Genomic DNA, 17,499 nt, shown 5'->3' with positions numbered 1-17,499 from the left:
ATATATATTTTTTTACAACATTACCATTGATTAAAATAATTTTCAAAAATATAATATATATATAAATTATTTTAATATTATATTAATATTAAATTTTAAAAGGAGCGATTATTATGAAAAAAGAAGAATTAAAAGGTATTTTTAGCGCTTTATTAACCTCTTTTGATGAAAATGGTAACATCAATGAAAATGGTATAAGACAAATTGTACGACATAATATTGATAAAATGAAAGTAGATGGGCTATATGTTGGAGGTTCAACTGGAGAAAACTTTTTAATATCAACAGAAGAAAAGAAAAAAATTTTTAAAATAGCTAAAGATGAAGCTAAAAATGATATTAAACTTATAGCTCAAGTAGGTTCTTTAAATATTCACGAGTCTATCGAACTTGCAAAATATGTTACAGAGCTTGGATATGATGCTATATCGGCAGTTACTCCTTTTTATTATAAATTTAGCTTTGAAGAAATTAAAGATTATTATAATACAATTATAAATAGCGTAGATAACTACCTTATAATATATTCTATACCTTTTCTAACAGGCGTAAATATTAGTGTAGAACAATTTGGAGAACTATTTGAAAATGATAAAATAATCGGTGTTAAATTTACTGCCGCAGATTTTTATCTTTTAGAACGACTTAGAAACGCATATCCAAACCATCTTATTTATGCTGGATTTGATGAAATGATGCTTCCTGCTACTGTATTAAACATAGACGGTGCTATAGGTTCAACATTTAATATAAATGGTATAAGAGCTAGACAAATTTTTGAACTTGCAAAACAAGATAAAATAGAAGAAGCATTAAAAATTCAAAATGTAACAAATGATTTAATTACAGATATTTTAAATAATGGTTTATATCAAACAATAAAATATATACTACAATTACAAGGTGTAGATGCTGGATATTGTAAAAAACCTATGGCCGTTATAACAGATTCTCAAAAAGAAAAAGCAAAATGTATGTATGAAAAATATTTACAAAATATTTAAATAAACCTAGGAGATAAAAGCTTATTAATACAAAGTTTCTTTATCTCCTCAATGTCATTTTAATAGTAAAGGAGAGAGAATTATGAACACTAACGAATTAGGCTTTACAACAATAGATTTAATTATTTTAATAGTATATTTATTATCCGTTTTAGTTGTTGGTATACTTTTTTCCAAAAAAGATATGAAAGGCAAAGAGTTTTTTAAAGGTGATGGAACAATACCTTGGTGGGTAACTAGTGTATCTATATTTGCCACTCTTTTAAGCCCTATCTCCTTTCTATCTTTAGCTGGTAACTCTTATGCTGGAACGTGGTTTTTATGGTTTGCTCAATTAGGCGTTATTATCGCTGTGCCTCTTACTATAAAATTCTTTTTACCTATATATAGCAGACTAGATATAGACACAGCTTATCATTATTTAGATATAAGATTTGGTAGTAAAGGTCTTAGAATATTAGGAGCTTTAACATTTATTGTATATCAAATAGGACGTATGTCTATAATAATGTTTTTACCTTGTGTAGTATTATCTGGTCTTATGGGTATAAACGTAAATATATTAATAATCGTAATGGGTATAATTGCTATTATTTATTCTTATACTGGTGGTTTAAAATCTGTATTATGGACGGACTTTATACAAGGTGCTGTTTTAATAATAGGTGTATTATTTGCTTTAATATATCTTATTAATGGTATTGACGGTGGCTTTGGTGAAATTTTAAAACAATTTACTCAAAATCACAAATTCTTAGCAGAAAATGAAGTTTTATTTGACCCTAATATATTTAAAACAAGTGTATTTATTGTTGTAGTTGGTGCAGGCTTTAATACCTTTGCTTCATATGTATCAAGCCAAGACATAGTTCAAAGGTTTACTACAACAACAGATAGAAAAAAATTAAATAAAATGATGCTTACAAACTGTTTATTATCTTTATTTGTAGCAACTGTATTTTATTTAATAGGTACTGGTTTAAGTGTATTTTACACACAAAATCCGTTACCTGCTATTGCAAAACAAGACCAAATATTTGCTTCTTATATATCTTTAGAGCTACCAGTTGGTATAACAGGTATATTATTAGCTGCTATATATGCTGCTAGCCAGTCTACATTATCAACAGGGCTAAACTCTGTTGCAACAAGCTGGGCTTTAGATATACAACCTTATATAAGTAGCAAAATAGATGAACATAAACAAACAAAACTTGCTCAATATATTTCTCTTGGTGTAGGTATAATTACTATTGGTATATCTATGCTCCTTGCAAATGGTGGTATAAAATCTGCTTATGAAACATTTAATGCTTTTATGGGGCTTGTTTTAGGTGTATTAGTAGGTATATTTGTTTTAGGTGCATTTACTAAAAAAGCAAATGCAAAAGGTGCATTTATAGGATTTATATCTGCTAGTATAGTAATAATTTTTATAAAATATAATGTTCCAAGTGTATCTAGCTGGTCTTATGCTTTAATATCTATTTTTGTTTCTTTAGTTGTTGGTCTTTTAGCTAGTTCAATGTTTAAACCTAATAAAGAGCTTGATGAAAGAGCAACCATATATTATAAATAGGAGGTATTATTATGATATATAGTAATATAAAAAATATTGAAGAATATAAATTTTTACCTGAAAATATACAAAAATGCTTTGAATATATAAAACAAAACAATTTAAAAGCCTTACCTAAAGGTATATATGAAATATGTGGGAAAGATTTATTTGTAAATATAGTAGAATATGAAACAACAACAGAAGATAAACGCTTTTTCGAAGCTCATAAAAATTATTTAGACCTACATTTTATGATAGATGGCGAAGAAATTATTAATATAAACTTTATAAAAAATATGGAACAAAAGCCTTTTGTAGAAGAAGAAGACTTTTTACCTCTAGAAGGAGCCAAAAAAAGTAGTATTGTTTTACAAGAAGAAGATTTTTTAATATTATATCCTAATGATGGTCATATGACAGCTGTTAAAATTTCTGAACCTAAAAAAATAAAAAAAGCAATATTTAAGGTGAAACTATGATTAAGCAATATATAACAATAGATATAGGTGGTACTATGATTAAATATGGTATCATAGATGAAAATGGTAATATTTTAGAAGCTAATGAAATAGAAACGGAAGCTTTTAAAGGTGGTAGCCATATTTTTGATAAAGTAAAAAATATATGTAATGGATATATATCACAAAAAAGTATAAGTGGTATATGTATATCTACTGCAGGTATGGTAAATGCAGATACTGGTGCAATTATATATGCCAATAGTTCTATACCTAATTATACAGGTATAAATTATAAAAAATCTTTTGAAGAAATATTTAATATTCCTTGTGAAGTTGAAAATGATGTAAACTGTGCCGGAATTTGTGAAAATTATGTTGGTGCTTCAAAAAATACTCATTCTAGCTTGTGCCTTACAATAGGCACAGGCATAGGTGGGTGTATTATTATAAACAATACTGTTATAAATGGATTTTCTAATAGCGGTTGTGAAATAGGCTATATGAATATGCTAGGAGATACTTTTCAAAATTTAGCTTCTACAACCTCATTAATAAAAAATACGGCAAAAGTCTTAGGTGCCACCCCAAACAGTATTAATGGAAAAGTTATTTTTGATAAAGCAAAACAAGGTAATAAAGTTTGTATAGAACAAATAGACACTTTATGTGATTATTTAGGTTATGGTATAGCTAATATTTGCTATGTTATAAATCCAGAAGTAGTTGTATTAGGTGGTGGTATAATGGCCCAAAAAGATTACTTATATGATAAAATAGTAAATAGTTTATCCAAATATTTAATAGAACCAATATTTAAAAACACTAAACTTATATTTGCACATCATAAAAATAATGCTGGTATGATAGGTGCATATTATAATTTTTTAAATAGACAAAATAAAAATACCAATAAATAGTAAAATTTTATAATTTTAATATAGCAATTAACTATTTAACATAGTATAATACTCATATAATATTATTTTTCAGGAGGTAAGTCCTATGTTTAAACAATTACAAAAACTAGGAAAAGCTTTTATGTTGCCTATTGCCATTTTACCGGCAGCAGGTTTACTATTAGGTATAGGAGGTGCATTATCTAATCCAAATACATTAAATGCATATCCTTTCTTAAATGTACCTTTCATACAAGGTATATTCCAAATAATGTCTGCTTCTGGCAATATAATATTTGCTAATATTGCCCTTATCATGTGTATTGGTCTTGCAGTTGGCCTTGCTAAAAAAGATAAAGGTACGGCTGGTCTTGCCGCTGTTGTAGCATTTTTAGTTATGAATGCTGCTATAACAGCTATGATAGGTGTATTTAAACCAGAAGGTATAGAAAGTATCGACACTGGTGTAGTAGGCTCTATTGTTATTGGTTGTATGGTTGTATATTTACATAATAAATATGGAAACATACAGTTACCTCAATTTTTAGGCTTTTTTGGTGGCTCTAGATTTGTTCCAATAGTATCTTCATTTTGTGCAATATTTATAGGTGCAATATTCTTTTTAATATGGCCACCTTTCCAAAAAATGTTAGTTGTTGTTGGTGAGCAAATAGGCAATATGGGTGCCTTTGGTACATTTTTATATGGCTTTTTATTAAGATTAACTGGTGCTGTTGGTCTTCATCACACAATATATCCTCTATTTTGGTATACTGAGCTTGGTGGCACTGCTATCGTTGCTGGTAAAGAAATAGTTGGTGCACAAAACATATTTTTTGCAGAGCTTGCAGATGCTACTCATAATGGACTTTACACATATGGTACAAGATTTTTTGCAGGTAGATTTGATACAATGATGTTTGGTTTACCTGGTGCTGCTTTAGCAATGTATCATTGTGTACCAAAAGAAAGAAGAAAATTAGTTGGTGGTTTATTATTTAGTGGTGCATTAACATCATTTTTAACTGGTATAACAGAGCCTTTAGAATTTATGTTTTTATTTGTTGCTCCTTGGTTATATGTTGTACATGCAATTTTAGATGGTTTATCATTCTTCTTGGCCGATATTTTATCAATAAGAATAGGTAATACATTTTCTGGTGGATTAATAGACTTTTTATTATTTGGTGTATTCCAAGGTAATGATAAAACAAATTGGATATATGTTGTATTAGTGGGTATTCCTTGGTTCTTTATATATTATTTTATATTTAGATTCTTTATAACAAAATTTAATATACAAACTCCTGGTAGAGAAAGTGATGATACTAGTGAGATAAAAATAGAAACAAAAACAAGTATAGCAGAAGATGCAAAAGAAGTTTTAAAAGCTTTAGGCGGTAAAGAAAACATAGAAGATTGTGATGCTTGTATAACAAGACTGCGTGTTGCCGTTAAAGATATTAATAAAGTTGATAAAAATAGAATTAAAGAACTTGGTGCAACAGCTGTATTTGATGTTAAAGGCGGTATACAAGCAGTGTTTGGTGCAAAAGCCGACTTAATAAAAAATAAAATAAATGAACTATTAGATATAAACTAAAGGAGGGCTTAATATGAAAAACGGTCTTATAGTATCTTGTCAAGCTTTAGAAAACGAACCATTGCATAGCTCTTTTATAATGGGTAAAATGGCTTTAGCAGCTTATCAAGGTGGTGCCGTTGGTATAAGAGCCAATAGCGTTGAAGATATTAAAGAAGTAAAAAATAATGTAAATTTACCTATAATAGGTATTATTAAAAAAGATTATGAAAATCTTATACCATATATAACTCCGACTATAAAAGAAGTAGAAGCACTTGTAAATGAAGGTGTTGATATAATAGCTTTAGATGCTACTATAAATCAAGATAAAAATTTTTTAAAAGAAGTAATAGAAAAATATAAAGGCCAGAAATTTATGGCAGATATATCTACTTATGAAGAAGGTATAAGAGCCGATAAAATAGGCTTTCATTATGTAGGAACTACTTTAATAGGATATACAGAACAATCTAAAAATATGGAAAAATTTGAAATTTTAGAAAAACTCATAAAAGATTGTAAAAATGCTAAAATTATAGCCGAAGGAAACTTCAATACTCCAGAACAAGCTAAAAAAGCTATTGATATGGGCGCCTATGCTGTTGTTGTAGGTAGTGCTATAACTAGACCTCAGTTAATAACAAAAACTTTTGCAGATGCTTTAAAATAAAAAATACCATACGCTAAAGCGTATGGTTAGGGTGTAGACTTTGTCTACACCCTTTTGTTATAATAACAAGATTATCACAACAATTATATTTTTAAAGCTAACTTTCTTATACAAGGAATAAATCTAATAAAAATCTAGCTTTTTCATAATACAAAGTATTTAAAAATATAAGGATAAATTAAAATTAAAGGTTATTCTTTATTTTGTTTTTAGCATTATCATATACTAAAATTAATTAAGGTGTATTAAAAACTGGTGCTCCAGTAGTTTGTTGTTGTGTAGTTGGTTGTTGTGTTATATGATGTGTAGTAGTTGCCTCTGTTGATTGTTCTTGTGGTACAGAAGGAACTATATTACCAACTTCTTGTGGCATAGTAGTTGATTGTGTAGTATTATTTGTGTTTTGATTTTGTGATGTAGCATCATTTGGATTAATAGTAATAGATGGTGTTTCTTGGTTTGTTTCACTGCTAGTACTTTCCGTAGATTCATTTGGGTCTATTGTTATATCTTTTTCTAAATGAATATCACAAACATCTGTTGGTGCTTTATTTTCTTCATTAAAATCAAACACAGACTTAAATATAATACTTTCTTTTGGACAAAAATCTCCTGCTAATTTTCCACTATCTTTACATATAGCTATTACTTGATGTTTATCACATATTTTCTTAGGTTCTGTACCTTTAATGAACATATCTACAATAACTCTATTTCCTCTAGGGTCGTTTTTACAATCTTCTGTTGCTAAAAGTCCCGAATCTAAACATATAGACACATCTACTATATCTTTTGGCCTAGGTCCAAAATTAGCTTTTGGCAAATCTTTGTGTATTTTTTCCATTACATCTCGCCATAAAACAAGATGATATCTATCATTAGGTATAACACGCTTTCCACCTACTCTAGCTATCATATTAGGCACTGTGTTGTCATATCTATCATATCCAAACCATACCCCTGCAACATAATAAGGTGTATATCCTACAAATGTTAAGTCTTTTGTTTCTTGTGTAGTACCTGTTTTACCTGCAATAGGCATAGATATATTTTTAAACTTTGCTGCTGTTCCTGTACCTTTTGTAACAACACCTTTCATCATATCTGTAAGCATATAGGCCGTTGTTTCTTTTATAACTTGTTTAGGTTCTCTTGTTGTTGCATCTAATATAACATTTCCATCGTGGTCTAGAACTTTAGTATAAAGTTTAGGTTCATAATATTTACCACCATTAGCTATTGTAGCATAAGCCGCAGTTACCTCCATTTGAGTAACACCATATGTTATACCACCAAGTGCTGTTGATAAATGATTATCATTTTCTAATGTTGTAAACCCAAAGTTTAAAAGATATTGGTAAGCTGCGTCTACTCCAACCATATCCATAGCCTTAACAGCTAATATGTTCATAGACTGTTCTATACCCTCACGAACAGTAGAAGGTCCTCTATATGACTCTCCATACCAGTTTTTAGGGCTATATTTACCTATTTTTATTGGCTCATCTACTATAACGCTACCTGGCATTAAAACTCCTGTATCTATAGCTGGTGCATAAGCCGCCAACACTTTAAATACAGACCCTGGTTGTCTTTTAGAATCTGTTGCCCTATTAAAGCCTCTATTAACTGTTTTTTCTCCTCTACCACCCATAAGCGCTGTTACATTTCCTGTTCTATAATCCATTATAACCATTGATGCTTGCGGTTGTGTAGAAAAATTAGCTCTATCTGCTACTATTCTTTGATTTTGTGAAAGACCACTTTCTATTTCTGCCTTTTTATTGGCTACAAAAGCATCACCTTCTTCTTTAGTTTTTACAAACTGACGATAATCTTTATGCTCTTGTTTGCCTGTTGTTGTATCTTCTATTGAAACTGTGTAGGTTACGTCATATTTATATACTACATTAGGGAAAAGCTCATTATTATTAAAAGAAGCTTCTAAAATATTTTGCATATTAGAATCTTTTGTAGAATGTATTTGAAGCCCTCCATTATATATAAGGTTATCTGCTTGTCCTTTACTTATATTATGCTTTTCTTGTAAATCTTTTGAAACTTGCTCAAACAGTGAATCTTCAAAGTATCCGTGTATAATATTTCCTTCTACTTTTTTATGTGCATTACCATCTGATACTTTAGAATATATATCTTCTAGTAAGGCTTCATCATATTGAGCTTTTGTAATCATACCTTGCTCTAGCATATGGTTTAATATTTTTGTTACCCTTTTTTTGTTGTTCTCTGGTTGAGTTCTAGGTGAATATAAAGAAGGGTTATTTGTTATAGCTGCTATACAAGCACTCTCTGCTAATGTTAAATCTTTTGCGTCTTTATTAAAATATCCTAACGCCGCAGCTTGTACACCATTATAACCATGACCTAAAGCAATAGTATTTAAATACAATTCTAATATATATTTTTTAGCTTGCATTTTGCTACCAAATTTATTTTCTAAATATTTTTCATAGCTAACTGCTAAATATTGTTCTTGTATTTTAGTTTCTATTGTATTTCTAGTTACTTTTGTTACGTTATTTTTTATAAGCTGTTGCGTTATTGTACTAGCGCCTTGTAACCCACTAGAGCCTATAATTTTATTTTTTATAGTTGTATAAACAGCCCTTAATATACCTTTAATATCTATACCAAAGTGGTCGTAAAATCTTTCATCTTCTACAGATACAATAGCATTTTGTAAATTGGTAGATATTTCATCTAAAGTTACATACTCTCTATTTTCTTTGCCATGAAAACGATCTATCTCTTTTCCATCTTTGTCATAAACAATAGATGTATAAACGTTAGGCTCTACAGATATTAGCTGTAAGTTAGGTGAATCTTGTATTATCCTTACAAAAATACCAGCACCTATACCACCTATAGTTGCTATAACTATTATCATAGTTAATATAAACCCAAGGCAAGTTCTTTTAAACCTTTTTTTCTTTGATTTTTTCTTTTTCTTAGTTTTAGTAGCTTGACTTTTAGGTTTTTGAGATTTAACACCTTGACTAGATGTATTTTTATGTATATCTCTTTTAGCCACATTTTGTGGTGTTTTTCCTATATCTGTTCTAACTTGTCTACTATTAGTCGTTCTTGGTCCTTTAACATTATTTTGTTTGTTTTGAGGATTATTTCTTTGTTGACTCATTAAATCGACTCCTTTTCAAGCATATATTATAACAAATTTAAATAAATTAATAAAGTATAAAAACAAATTTTTAAAAATATTGTAACAATTATTAAAATATTCTTATACTAAAAGGTGATTATATATGTATTATAGAAAAAAAAGACATAAACCCAAAAAAAAAATTAAAATAAAATTTTTACCTCTTATTTTTTTATGTATATTTGTTTGGTCTATTTACATGTTTGTTGTACAGTTTGAAGAAGAAGTTTTGCCTACTGCAATAAAAGTAAGTGAAAAATATGCAGCTAATATTGTAAGCCAAGAAATAAATAGAAGTATTGAAAAAATAATACAAGAAATGAACTTACATACTAATGATTTTTTTAATAAAAATATTGATAAAGATACAAATAAGGCTTATTTAGATGTTGATACTATATTAATAAATACTATTTGTAGTAAAGTATCTGAAGAATTGTCTAAAAATTTAAAAGAAATTAAAGATACAAAAGTAGAACTTCCTATTGGTGTATTTTCTGGTATAAGCGCTTTTTCTGATTTTGGTCCTTGCTTTAATGTTTATTTAAGCTCTATAGGAGATGCCGTTGTAGATTATGAAACAAGTTTTCAATCGGTAGGTATAAACCAAATAAACTTTCAGGTATATTTAAATATAAATACTAGTATTGGAATAATAAATCCTATGTATAAAAAAGATATAAATATATCTAGAAAGTTAATGCTTGTAAATACTGTATTTAATGGTGATATACCTAATACTTATATTAATACAAGTATTGACTAAATATTTATATTATTATATAATTTATTTATTGTCAAAATAATAGCCTTAAGTTGCTATATATTTTATTTTGATACATAAAAACTTTATGGGAGATGTTAATATGAATTTTGTACTATTAAACACAGTTATAACTGGTGGTTCTCAAAGTGCTCCTCAAGCTAGCCAAGCTGGAGAACAAGTTGCAAATGTTGCTCCTCAAGCTACTAATGGATTTAACTTTTTTGCCACACCTATGGGTATAATTGTCTACATTATTTTCATTGTTTTAATATTCTATTTTATAGGTATTAGACCTCAGAAAAAAAGAGAAAAAAAATTATTAGAACTTCAATCTGATATAAAAATTGGCGATTGGGTTTTATTAGATAGCGGTATATACGGTAAAGTTACTGATATAGCAGACCAAGTTTTTATTATAGAATTTGGAACAAACAAAGGTGTTTTAATACCTGTTTTAAAACAAAGAATTATGTCTAAAGGTGAGCCTAATCTTACTAGCACAACAAAATAATTTTTTGTTATTAAATATTTAATATATACTTTTTTTGTAGTAAATAAACAAAAACTATATATTAAAAGTAAGATTTATTATTATTAACTAATAAATCTTACTTTTTTTAGCTTTTCCTCTTGAAAATCTAAAAAATCTATTGTATTATTTAATTATTATCAATAATTTATATAAAATAAATTTAGATAATTAACCTTTATTTTACGTGACTTAAATGTCAAGTTTACCCCTAGTTAACTAATAATCAAAGCCACTAGTTCTGCTAGTGGCTTTTTCATGCCCTTATAAGGGCTTTTTTATTATATCTATAAAAATTATAAACTATATATTTTATCTATTTTCAATACTTATAATAGACTAATATATCACCTAGTAACTGTCATCAAACTATTTATAGATTTTTTCAAAACTTTTTACGATTTTATTTAAATTTAAAGATACTTAAACTTTTTTTATACAATCAGTATCTATAATATATAAGTAGGATAAAAATAAAATATAAATATTATAAAGGAGGAAAAATGTTGAATATATACAACAAGTTATCTAAACATATAATAGAAAATCAAGACAAGTTTTATAGGCTATCCTATACTTATGTTAGAAATAAAGATGACGCTTTAGATATAGTACAAAATGCAGTAGTAAAAGCCTTAGAAAAATATAAATCAATAAAAAATGAAGAAGCAATCAATTGTTGGTTTTATAAAATTTTAGTAAATGAAAATCTTTTATTTTTAAGAAGTAAAAAAAGAGATATTAAAAATGAAGTATCAATTGAAGAAATGCCGTATTTTGAAAAATTTAATGATGATATTGACATTTTTGACCAAATTAAGTTCTTACCAACAGATACACAAACTATAATTATATTACATTATTTTGAAGATTTAACATTAGCACAAGTATCGGAAATAACTAATTGCAATTTAAATACTGTTAAAAGTAGATTATATTCTGGACTTAAAAAATTAAAAATAAAATTAGAGGAGGAAAAACTATGAAAAAAATAAAAAAAGCTAAAGAAATATACAATAATATTGAAGTACCATTACAATTAAATGAAATAATAAATTTAGAAATAAATAAAAATAAACCTAAATACAAATGGAAATATTTAACATCAACAGTTGCAAGTGTTTTAATATTATTTGTTATAGGTGTTAATGTTAGTGAAACATTTGCTATGGCTTGTTCAAAAATACCTATAATAAGTGAAATAGTTTCTGTAATATCAATTCACGGCAAAAAAATAGATAATGATAAAACAATAAATACTCAAATACCACAAATATCTACTGACGATGAAAATATAAAACAAATAACAGATAAAGTTAATAATCAAATAAAAACTATTGTAGATGAATATACAAAACAAGCAGAGCAAGATATACAAGAATATAAAGAAGCATTTATAGAAACAGGTGGCACCGAAGAAGAATTTAAACAAAAAAATATAGTTGTAGATGTATCTTATGATTTGAAATCTAAAAGTAAAGACCATATATCACTTGTTTTAAATGCTAATGAAGGTTGGGCAAATGCTTATAATATATCATATTTTTACAACATAGATTTAAACACAGGTAAAAATATAACACTAAAAGATATTCTAGGCGATGATTATATAAATATAGCTAACGAAAGTATAAAAAATCAAATAGAACAACAAATTAAAGAAGATGAAAATTTATCTTACTTTGGTTATAATGTTGATAGTATAGATGGATTTAAAACTATAACAGATGAAACAAATTTTTATATAAATAAAAATGGTAATCCTGTTATTGTTTTTGACAAATATGAAATAGTTCCTGGATATATGGGACAAGTTTCATTTGAAATAAATAAAAATAAATAATTAAAAGGCTAAAGATAAAATCTTTAGCCTTTTAATTATTTATACAAATTTAAAAAAGTCCTATTATATTACCTTCTTCATCTATATCTAAATTTTCTGATGCTGGATTTTTAGGTAATCCTGGCATAACCATAACATCTCCTGCTAATGCTACTATAAAGCCTGCCCCTGCTGATACGCTAACTTTTTTTATAGTTATATCAAACCCTTTAGGACAACCTAAAAGCTTAGGATTATCCGAAAATGACACTGGTGTTTTGGCTATACATATAGGCATCTTATCTAAGCCTATTTTTTCTATTTGTGCTATTTCCTCTTTAGCTTTAGGTAAAATTTTAACACTATCTGCTCCATATATTTCTTTAGCTATAATGTTTAACTTTTCTTCAATAGATAGTTTTTCATCATATAAAACTTTAAAATTTGAAGGTTCTTTTAAAGCCTCTAAAACTTTTTTAGCAAGCTCTACACCACCTTCTCCACCTTTTTCCCATACTTTTGATAAAGCAAAATGTACACCTATATTTTCACATTTATTTTTAACAAAGTTTATTTCTTCTTCACTATCTGTTAAAAATGTATTTAATGTAACAACCATAGGTACTCCATATTTTTTTATATTTTCTATATGTTTTTCAAGGTTTGCAAAGCCTTTTTCTACCGCATTTAAATTAGGTATAGAAAATTCTTCTTTAGATACACCACCGTTAAATTTTAAGCTTCTTATAGTAGCTACTAACACAACTGCATCTGGTTTTAACCCTGCTATACGACATTTTATATCAAAAAACTTTTCTGCTCCTAAATCTGCACCAAACCCTGCCTCTGTAATTGCAACTTCTGATAATTTTAAAGCAAGTTTTGTGGCTTGAACACTGTTGCACCCGTGAGCAATATTAGCAAAAGGTCCTCCATGTATTATAGCTGGTGTATGTTCTAATGTTTGTACAAAGTTAGGCTTTATAGCATCTTTTAATAAAACTGTCATTGCTCCATGTGCATTTAAATCTTTAGCTGTAACTGGTTCTCCTTTTGTATTATATGCTACTATTATTTTACCTAATCTATCTTTTAAGTCTTTTAAATCGTTTGCTAGACATAATATGGCCATTATTTCAGAAGCAACTGTTATCATAAAGCCTTCTTCACGTGGTACACCATTTATTTTGCCTCCAAGACCTATTGTAATATTTCTAAGTGCTCTATCATTCATATCTAGTGTTCTTTTCCACGTTATATTTCTTATATCTATATCAAGACTATTTCCTTGATGTATATGATTATCTAATATAGCGCTAAGAAGATTATTAGCTGTTGTTATTGCGTGTATATCTCCTGTAAAATGTAAATTTATTTCGTCCATAGGCACTACTTGAGAATATCCTCCTCCTGTAGCACCACCTTTTATCCCCATACAAGGACCAAGAGAAGGTTCTCTAAGTGCAACAACAGATTTTATACCTATTTTATTAAGCGCTTGCGAAAGACCTATTGTTGTTGTTGTTTTTCCTTCTCCTGCTGGAGTTGGATTTATAGCTGTAACTAATACTAATTTACCATCTTTTTTATCTTTTAATTTATTATATAATTGATTAGAGGCCTTAGCCTTATATTTTCCATAAAATTCTAAATTATCAGAACATATATCAAAATTTTTTAATACATTTTCTATATTTTCCTTTTTTGTCTCATTAGCTATTTGGATATCTGTTTTCATAAAATCCCTCCCTAATGTGTAATTTTTATACGTCTATTATTTTATCACATATAAGACTAAAATAATAGACTTTTAAAATTTTATATACTATATTATTTCCTATTCTATAATTTTAAATAATAAATATTAATATTTATTGTATTTTTTTGTTAATTTATATATATTATATATACATATGTAAAATTTTTTAATAAAATATTACCTTAATTAGGTCAAAACACTTATTGAAATTTTTATTTTAATTATGTATAATAAAATTATTATATTTATTTTGGGAGGTATAAAAAATGGTTATATATAACGCTAAAGACTATAATGATATGAGTAGAAAGGCAGCTAATATTGTTTCAGCTCAAGTTATAATAAAACCTAACTGTGTTTTAGGTTTAGCAACTGGCTCTACGCCTGAAGGTACATACAAACAGCTTGTAGAATGGTATAAAAAAGGTGATTTAGACTTTGCTAATGTAAAATCTGTAAACTTAGATGAATATAAAGGTCTATCTAAAGATGATGAACAAAGCTACGCTTATTTTATGAAAAAACATCTTTTTAATCATGTTAATATAGATATTAATAATACTTTTATACCAAATGGCCTTGAAGAAGACACTAAAAAAGAATGTGATAGATACAATCAAATAATAAAGTCTTTAGGCGGTGTAGATTTACAACTTTTAGGCATTGGTAGCAATGGCCACATAGGATTTAATGAACCAGATGAGGCTTTTGAAAAAGAAACTCATTGTGTTAAACTCACTGAAGAAACAATAAAAGCTAATTCTAGATTTTTTGAAACACTAGATTTAGTTCCAAAATTTGCTTATTCTATGGGTATAAAAAATATTATGCAAGCTAAAAGTATTTTATTATTAGCTTCTGGTAAATCTAAAGCAGAAGCCCTTTATAAATCTATATATGGACCAATTGTACCTAGCGTACCTGCCTCTATATTACAACTCCATAATAATGTAACAATTGTTGCAGATGATGAAGCATTATCTATTATAAAAGAAAAAGGCCTTTTATAATTATTATGCACTCTTAGAAAGAAGGTAAATTATGATTATAAAAAATGGTTTAGTTTTTAATGAAAATAATACTTTTGAAAAAAAAGATATTTATATAGAAAATGGTATAATCGTTAATAATATACAAGAAGTTATAGATAAAACTGAAATAGATGCTAAAGATTGCTATGTTATCCCTGGACTTATAGATACACATATACACGGTGCAACTGGCCACGATTTTTGTGATAAAGATGTTAAAGGTCTTTTACAAATAGCTAAATATTTAAAAAGTAATGGGATAACTGCATTTTGCCCTACTTCTATGACACTAAAAAAAGAGGTATTAAAAGAAATTTTTAATACGGCTACAACATATTTGCCTAAAGATTGTGCTAATATAGTTGGTATCCATATGGAAGGTCCTTTTTTATCATCTGAAAAAAAAGGAGCTCAAGATGCTAAGTTTATAGTAAATCCTCAAGCAAATATGTTTAAAGAACTTAATAAAGCTTGTAACAATATGATTAAAATTGTTACTATGGCTCCAGAATGTGAAGGTGGTTTAGACTTTATTAAAGAAATGTCAGACAATGTTAATATATCTATTGGACATACTATAGCTAATTATGAAACCGCTCAACAAGCTTTTAATCTTGGAGCTACAAGAGTTACTCATTTATTTAATGCTATGCCTGCATTTACACATAGAGACCCTGGTGTAGTAGGTGCAGCACTTGATAATGATAATGTTTTTGTTGAGGTTATATGTGATGGAATACATATACATTCTAGTATGATTAGAGCTATTTTTAAAATGTTTACAGACGAAAGAGTAGTATTAATAAGTGATGGTATGATGGCCACTGGTATGGAAAATGGTACTTATGAGCTTGGAGGTCAAAAAGTTATTATGCAAGATAGAAAAGCCGTTTTATCTGATGGAACTATTGCTGGGTCTGCTACAAATCTTTTTGATTGTATGAGAAAGGCAGTATCTTTTGGTATTCCTCTAGAATCGGCTATTAAAGCTTGTACTGTAACCCCTGCTAAAAGTATAAATATATTTGATAAAATGGGCAGTATATCTGTTGGTAAAGTTGCTAACATCGTTATAATGGATAAAAATTTAAATATAAAACAAGTAATTTAACTTTATAAAAAGCTGTAGATAAAATCTACAGCTTTTTATATTATACTATTATTTTTACACATTAATTTAGACTATTTACTTCTCACAGTAAAAAGTCTATTAATATTTTATCTTTGATAAATAATTTTCTTGAAAATCTTTTAACTGTAATATATTTTCTAAATCACTAGATATAGATATAGGTGTAAAATTCCTTCTTCTATCAAAAAAGCTTTGACAAGTATCTATGTATCTATTAGGAAATTTAATAAGAGCATATAAAATCGGTAAAATATTACCATCTATATAATTTATTTTCGAATATGTAATTAAAATGTTTTCTAACGATAGATAATCCTCTGGGTGCTTTTTTATATACCTAATAATAAAACTAGCCAAATCATATACAAAATGTTCCGTAGTTATATTTTCAAGTTGTGTTAAATATGATTTATCACCTATTAAAATATTTTCTTCTTTAATTTTATTATGACATATCATCAAATTTTTCTCTGCCAATTTGTTGAGGTTATCATATTTATATTTGTCTAATATTTCTATTGCCTCCACTGCACTTTTATAAAAATAATCAAAGTTTTTTATAAATAATAGCTCAAAATCTGTAAGCTTTTTTTGCTTACTTGCTTGCTTTTTCATTTTTAATAAATTCTCTAATTTTTTGTTGAAATTCTCTTTTATATCAAAAGATTTAAACTCAAAATTTATATCTGTATTAAATCCTTGTGATAATTTATGAAAATTAGCCAATAATTCTATTGCTTTTTTAGTATGTTCATTATTGGATAAATCACATTCGTCTAAATCTATATAATCTGTCATAATATATATAATATCTTCATTTATTACATATGGTAAATTTTCATCTGACATATAATAATAATCTAATTGATTAAACCCTTGATTTATAAGGTGTTGTTTTATATTATGTACAAATATTATTTTATCTGCAGTATAATTTGCTGGTCTTATTACTTTAATACCCTTGTCTGTATTGCATATATACATATATTTTTTTCTACGAATATACTTAGGCTTAAAATTAAATTTTTTAACAAGAGTAGAAGTAAATTCGTCCATAACTACACCTCCTTTAATATTTTATCATATTTTTATAATATTCATT

The 17,499-nt window shown here is 27.3% G+C and carries 15 protein-coding genes; 12 read left to right on the top strand and 3 right to left on the bottom strand.

The annotated features are described in order from the left end of the window. The first annotated feature begins 113 nt into the window (after positions 1 to 113). The 6 genes from NBW53_RS00775 to NBW53_RS00750 all read left to right on the top strand — a co-directional run bounded on the left by NBW53_RS00775 (position 114) and on the right by NBW53_RS00750 (position 6,177). Positions 114 to 1,004, top strand: a complete 891-nt coding sequence (locus NBW53_RS00775; protein ID WP_250278226.1) for an N-acetylneuraminate lyase — start codon at positions 114 to 116, stop codon at positions 1,002 to 1,004. 82 nt (positions 1,005 to 1,086) lie between these two features. After that, complete coding sequence (locus NBW53_RS00770) at positions 1,087 to 2,583, top strand: sodium:solute symporter (protein ID WP_250278225.1); 1,497 nt, start codon at positions 1,087 to 1,089, stop codon at positions 2,581 to 2,583. A gap of 11 nt (positions 2,584 to 2,594) precedes the next feature. Then, entirely contained in the window at positions 2,595 to 3,044 is a 450-nt protein-coding gene (locus NBW53_RS00765) for a YhcH/YjgK/YiaL family protein (RefSeq protein WP_250278224.1), read from the top strand. Further along, positions 3,044 to 3,943: an ROK family protein gene (locus tag NBW53_RS00760; RefSeq protein ID WP_334302890.1), complete on the top strand. Its 900-nt coding sequence runs from the start codon at positions 3,044 to 3,046 to the stop codon at positions 3,941 to 3,943. Before NBW53_RS00765 ends, NBW53_RS00760 begins: the two co-directional genes overlap by 1 nt. A gap of 85 nt (positions 3,944 to 4,028) precedes the next feature. Further along, positions 4,029 to 5,525 (top strand): PTS transporter subunit EIIC, encoded by a 1,497-nt coding sequence (locus NBW53_RS00755; protein ID WP_250278222.1) that lies wholly within the window; start codon positions 4,029 to 4,031, stop codon positions 5,523 to 5,525. Positions 5,526 to 5,538: 13 nt separating this feature from the next. Continuing rightward, positions 5,539 to 6,177: an N-acetylmannosamine-6-phosphate 2-epimerase gene (locus NBW53_RS00750; RefSeq protein WP_250278221.1), complete on the top strand. Its 639-nt coding sequence runs from the start codon at positions 5,539 to 5,541 to the stop codon at positions 6,175 to 6,177. Between the two features lie 235 nt (positions 6,178 to 6,412). Here NBW53_RS00750 and NBW53_RS00745 read toward each other — a convergent pair whose 3' ends face one another. Continuing rightward, on the bottom strand, positions 6,413 to 9,337 hold the full coding sequence (locus NBW53_RS00745; RefSeq protein WP_250278220.1) for a transglycosylase domain-containing protein: 2,925 nt from the start codon (positions 9,335 to 9,337) through the stop codon (positions 6,413 to 6,415). 124 nt (positions 9,338 to 9,461) lie between these two features. Between NBW53_RS00745 and yunB the strand changes: the two genes are divergently transcribed. The 4 genes from yunB to NBW53_RS00725 all read left to right on the top strand — a co-directional run bounded on the left by yunB (position 9,462) and on the right by NBW53_RS00725 (position 12,496). After that, a complete protein-coding gene (gene yunB, locus NBW53_RS00740) occupies positions 9,462 to 10,124 on the top strand; it encodes a sporulation protein YunB (RefSeq protein WP_250278219.1) in 663 nt (220 codons plus the stop codon). A 100-nt stretch (positions 10,125 to 10,224) separates the two neighbouring features. Next, positions 10,225 to 10,635, top strand: a complete 411-nt coding sequence (gene yajC / locus NBW53_RS00735; protein ID WP_250278218.1) for a preprotein translocase subunit YajC — start codon at positions 10,225 to 10,227, stop codon at positions 10,633 to 10,635. 521 nt (positions 10,636 to 11,156) lie between these two features. Then, on the top strand, positions 11,157 to 11,639 hold the full coding sequence (locus NBW53_RS00730) for an RNA polymerase sigma factor (RefSeq protein WP_250278217.1): 483 nt from the start codon (positions 11,157 to 11,159) through the stop codon (positions 11,637 to 11,639). Beyond that, a complete protein-coding gene (locus tag NBW53_RS00725) occupies positions 11,636 to 12,496 on the top strand; it encodes an RsiV family protein (protein WP_250278216.1) in 861 nt (286 codons plus the stop codon). Before NBW53_RS00730 ends, NBW53_RS00725 begins: the two co-directional genes overlap by 4 nt. Positions 12,497 to 12,545: 49 nt before the next feature. On the opposite strand, the gene NBW53_RS00720 is transcribed toward NBW53_RS00725, so the two are convergent. Beyond that, positions 12,546 to 14,213: a formate--tetrahydrofolate ligase gene (locus NBW53_RS00720; protein ID WP_250278215.1), complete on the bottom strand. Its 1,668-nt coding sequence runs from the start codon at positions 14,211 to 14,213 to the stop codon at positions 12,546 to 12,548. 287 nt (positions 14,214 to 14,500) lie between these two features. On the opposite strand from NBW53_RS00720, the gene nagB reads away from it, so the two are divergent. Together nagB and nagA are read left to right on the top strand one after the other, a co-directional pair. Next, a complete protein-coding gene (nagB, locus tag NBW53_RS00715; protein ID WP_250278214.1) occupies positions 14,501 to 15,244 on the top strand; it encodes a glucosamine-6-phosphate deaminase in 744 nt (247 codons plus the stop codon). Positions 15,245 to 15,275: 31 nt separating this feature from the next. Continuing rightward, entirely contained in the window at positions 15,276 to 16,376 is a 1,101-nt protein-coding gene (gene nagA / locus NBW53_RS00710) for an N-acetylglucosamine-6-phosphate deacetylase (protein ID WP_250278213.1), read from the top strand. A gap of 99 nt (positions 16,377 to 16,475) precedes the next feature. On the opposite strand, the gene NBW53_RS00705 is transcribed toward nagA, so the two are convergent. Next, entirely contained in the window at positions 16,476 to 17,453 is a 978-nt protein-coding gene (locus NBW53_RS00705; protein ID WP_250278212.1) for a CotS family spore coat protein, read from the bottom strand. Between the last annotated feature and the right edge of the window lie 46 nt (positions 17,454 to 17,499).

It is taken from the genome of [Clostridium] colinum (assembly GCF_940677205.1).
Taxonomy (GTDB): Bacteria; Bacillota; Clostridia; order Lachnospirales; family CAG-274; genus Tyzzerella; species Tyzzerella colina.
The sequence above is the reverse complement of the archived record's forward strand: the minus strand, read 5'-3'. Positions and strand labels throughout refer to the sequence as shown.

Bases quoted from the DNA above. Each gene is read 5' to 3' on its own strand.
- NBW53_RS00720 (WP_250278215.1), bottom strand. From the start codon at position 14,213: ATGAAAACAGATATCCAAATAGCTAATGAGACAAAAAAGGAAAATATA.
- NBW53_RS00705 (WP_250278212.1), bottom strand. From the start codon at position 17,453: ATGGACGAATTTACTTCTACTCTTGTTAAAAAATTTAATTTTAAGCCT.
- yunB (WP_250278219.1), top strand. From the start codon at position 9,462: ATGTATTATAGAAAAAAAAGACATAAACCCAAAAAAAAAATTAAAATA.
- NBW53_RS00770 (WP_250278225.1), top strand. From the start codon at position 1,087: ATGAACACTAACGAATTAGGCTTTACAACAATAGATTTAATTATTTTA.
- NBW53_RS00725 (WP_250278216.1), top strand. From the start codon at position 11,636: ATGAAAAAAATAAAAAAAGCTAAAGAAATATACAATAATATTGAAGTA.
- nagA (WP_250278213.1), top strand. From the start codon at position 15,276: ATGATTATAAAAAATGGTTTAGTTTTTAATGAAAATAATACTTTTGAA.
- NBW53_RS00745 (WP_250278220.1), bottom strand. From the start codon at position 9,337: ATGAGTCAACAAAGAAATAATCCTCAAAACAAACAAAATAATGTTAAA.
- NBW53_RS00730 (WP_250278217.1), top strand. From the start codon at position 11,157: ATGTTGAATATATACAACAAGTTATCTAAACATATAATAGAAAATCAA.
- NBW53_RS00775 (WP_250278226.1), top strand. From the start codon at position 114: ATGAAAAAAGAAGAATTAAAAGGTATTTTTAGCGCTTTATTAACCTCT.
- NBW53_RS00765 (WP_250278224.1), top strand. From the start codon at position 2,595: ATGATATATAGTAATATAAAAAATATTGAAGAATATAAATTTTTACCT.
- nagB (WP_250278214.1), top strand. From the start codon at position 14,501: ATGGTTATATATAACGCTAAAGACTATAATGATATGAGTAGAAAGGCA.
- yajC (WP_250278218.1), top strand. From the start codon at position 10,225: ATGAATTTTGTACTATTAAACACAGTTATAACTGGTGGTTCTCAAAGT.
- NBW53_RS00750 (WP_250278221.1), top strand. From the start codon at position 5,539: ATGAAAAACGGTCTTATAGTATCTTGTCAAGCTTTAGAAAACGAACCA.
- NBW53_RS00755 (WP_250278222.1), top strand. From the start codon at position 4,029: ATGTTTAAACAATTACAAAAACTAGGAAAAGCTTTTATGTTGCCTATT.